The organism is Pseudomonas sp. S4_EA_1b, assembly GCF_016307435.1.
GTDB classification, from domain to species: domain Bacteria; phylum Pseudomonadota; class Gammaproteobacteria; order Pseudomonadales; family Pseudomonadaceae; genus Aquipseudomonas; species Aquipseudomonas rhodesiae.
In genome coordinates this window covers 1-2381 of sequence record NZ_JAEILC010000210.1, presented here as the reverse complement: position 1 = coordinate 2381, position 2381 = coordinate 1, and the positions used below count along the sequence as shown (strand labels likewise).

The window sequence follows — 2381 nt, the reverse complement described above, 5'->3', positions numbered from 1 at the left end:
GGCTAGGTGCAAAAGACATAGGCGCTCATGCAAAAGTCGATTATTCAAGTATTGAAAATCCGCCAAATGTTGGTCCCGGTAAAGAATTCACTTTGCGGCAAAAACAAGACCAGACTATGCAACGCATTCAACAGCAAAGAGCTATCAGTCAACGGCGCCAAGAGATCTGAACGAGCAGACTTTGTGGAACAGAGTGACAGAAAATCCCTCTGCGGGTCGTGATACAAAACTAGCGGGCGATAAAGACTTCCCGCGGAGTGAGGGATGGAGAAAAATGGAAGTAAGTCACCGTCTACCTAGCGGAGAAAATATAACCATCCACTACCAGTACAACTCCGTAACCGATAAAGCATACGATATGAAAATTACTACGCCGCAACAGCTGCCCCCTGTGCTGCAGCCCGGTAGAACTATTGAGTGATGTGGATATGATTATTCGAGAAATTGGGCGAGAAGAGCCTGTAGAGGTGTTTGGGATTTACTGGATAGAGAACGAGCGTTTTTACTGGGTCATTCCTTATGATGGCTACGGTGGCCTGATGGCACTCAGCGATAGAGAAGTCAATGTTGTTGACTCTTCTTTGTCAAGTGATCTCATCCTCTGCAAGGATGGGGGGGGAGGGGACATGATTCTGCATTGGGCAGCGGAAGATTTGATTGAAGAACTTGTGGAGCGTGATCCACTAGCAATGGTCGAGTTCTTAGCGCGCATAAAAGGCTGATGGTACAAAAGGGGCTGCAAGCTTCCCGGAAGGCATGAGCTTTAATCCGAGCATCAAAAACCAGCTGAGTAGTTTAGATGGATTGACCCAGAAAAGTGGGGTTAGCGGAACCCATAATCTTGATGCATTCTCTCAGGCCGTATCTTCAAATGGCATGATGCGAGTTTTATAGCAACATCCACATCCAGCTGGACGAAAATCTCGGGTGACGCTCGCGCGGTGGTCCGGGACGTCGAGTACCATTCAGGTGTGCCAATGCCCTCTAATCAGCGCACGAAACTTGCGGATGAGCTACGTCAGGTTGATCATACTTATGTTGCGCCGAGAAGTGACTATCAGGCACTGCAGCGTCAATACAATAGCCAGCGGAATAATCTTAAGCGTGAGTGGGAGTTGAATACTGGTTTGGCATGGCCAAAAACTGCGAGTGGTGTGGATTTTCAGGCGCACCATGTGATACCACAGCAGTACGGTGGGACCTAACCAATGGTGGAATTTGCATCCGGTTCCGGGTGGAAGTGCTCAACAAGGTGGCGTCCATGCCCCAGCAAGTCCAACTACAACAGCGTTTCTGCAGCCCCCTCCGAGGCTACCATGAACATGTACGAAAATTTAGAAGCCTTTAATACGATGGGATGTGCGCTATTGGAGCGGCTTACGCCTGTTTCTTCAAGTGAAGTAAGTATGATGCGGCGGCAGTGGCCGGCGGCTCCCACCGAGTACTTTGCTTTTATGGAGGAACGGGGGCACGGTGAGATCAAGGAGGACGACTGCGCACTGCCGCTTTTGACGATTCAACCGATGCTGCTTTCTGCTGCGGTTGGCTACGTCGGTGATGATGGAATTTATAAAGACGGGCCTTATGAAGCGGGCGCGAAGGGCGAGGTGTGGCTGTTCGGCTGGCATAGCGCCGGGACTGCTTTCGGTTTCGACAGCGGAGACAACTGGCGTTTGTTGGAAATAGACAATATGCGTTGGATAACGCGACTTGACTTATCCTTTTGTCAGTTTGTCGAAGGGCTGTTGGTTTGTTATCCACAGCGGCCAGTGAGCTTTGCGAATGGAGTTTGGCGCGACTCGGGAGATGTTTCTTACAACGCTCCGGTATAGGCGCAACAGCCAGGCGAACCCAAAACAGGTGCAAAAGCCACTGCTACAACGGGAGAAGTTGTAGCTACTGAAGCCACAAGTGCAAATGCCCAAGCTGCATTGAGAGCGAAACTATCAGGACTAAAAAAGCTCAAGAGACAGCAGCGGTCACTAGAACACTGCCTGATGGCCGTATTCGTTACTACACACAAGAGGTTCCTGCAAGGACAGGAGGACCTACTCGGGGTGCTTCTTTCGCCACGGAGTTTGATCCTAAAACGGGCAGTGCGAGGCAATGGATGGAAAGCTATGGCCATGCAGGAGAAGTAATCCGTTTCCACCCGAAAAGTATTAATGGGCAGCCGGTGGATACTCAGCACTACCCTCCGACCGGAGCAGAGCTAAAGAGTTGGGGGCAGCAATGAGCATGGAAGACATAGTGGCTGACAGACTTGGAAGAGCAGTTGCTGATGGATTTGATATTTTTAAAATATCAAAAGAGGCACTTGATATTTACCAAGATCCAAACCTTTCTCTCACAAAAGATTTAGACATTGCGTTGTTGTCACT

At 49.7% G+C, this 2381-nt stretch carries 2 protein-coding genes; both read left to right on the top strand.

Translation table 11 applies throughout. From position 1 onward, the window contains the following. Nucleotides 1-428: 428 nt before the first annotated feature. Nucleotides 429-722 (top strand): hypothetical protein, encoded by a 294-nt coding sequence (locus tag YA0848_RS35700; protein ID WP_034136410.1) that lies wholly within the window; start codon nt 429-431, stop codon nt 720-722. 594 nt (nt 723-1316) lie between these two features. Continuing rightward, complete coding sequence (locus YA0848_RS35695; RefSeq protein WP_143506451.1) at nt 1317-1832, top strand: hypothetical protein; 516 nt, start codon at nt 1317-1319, stop codon at nt 1830-1832. Nucleotides 1833-2381 lie beyond the last annotated feature (549 nt).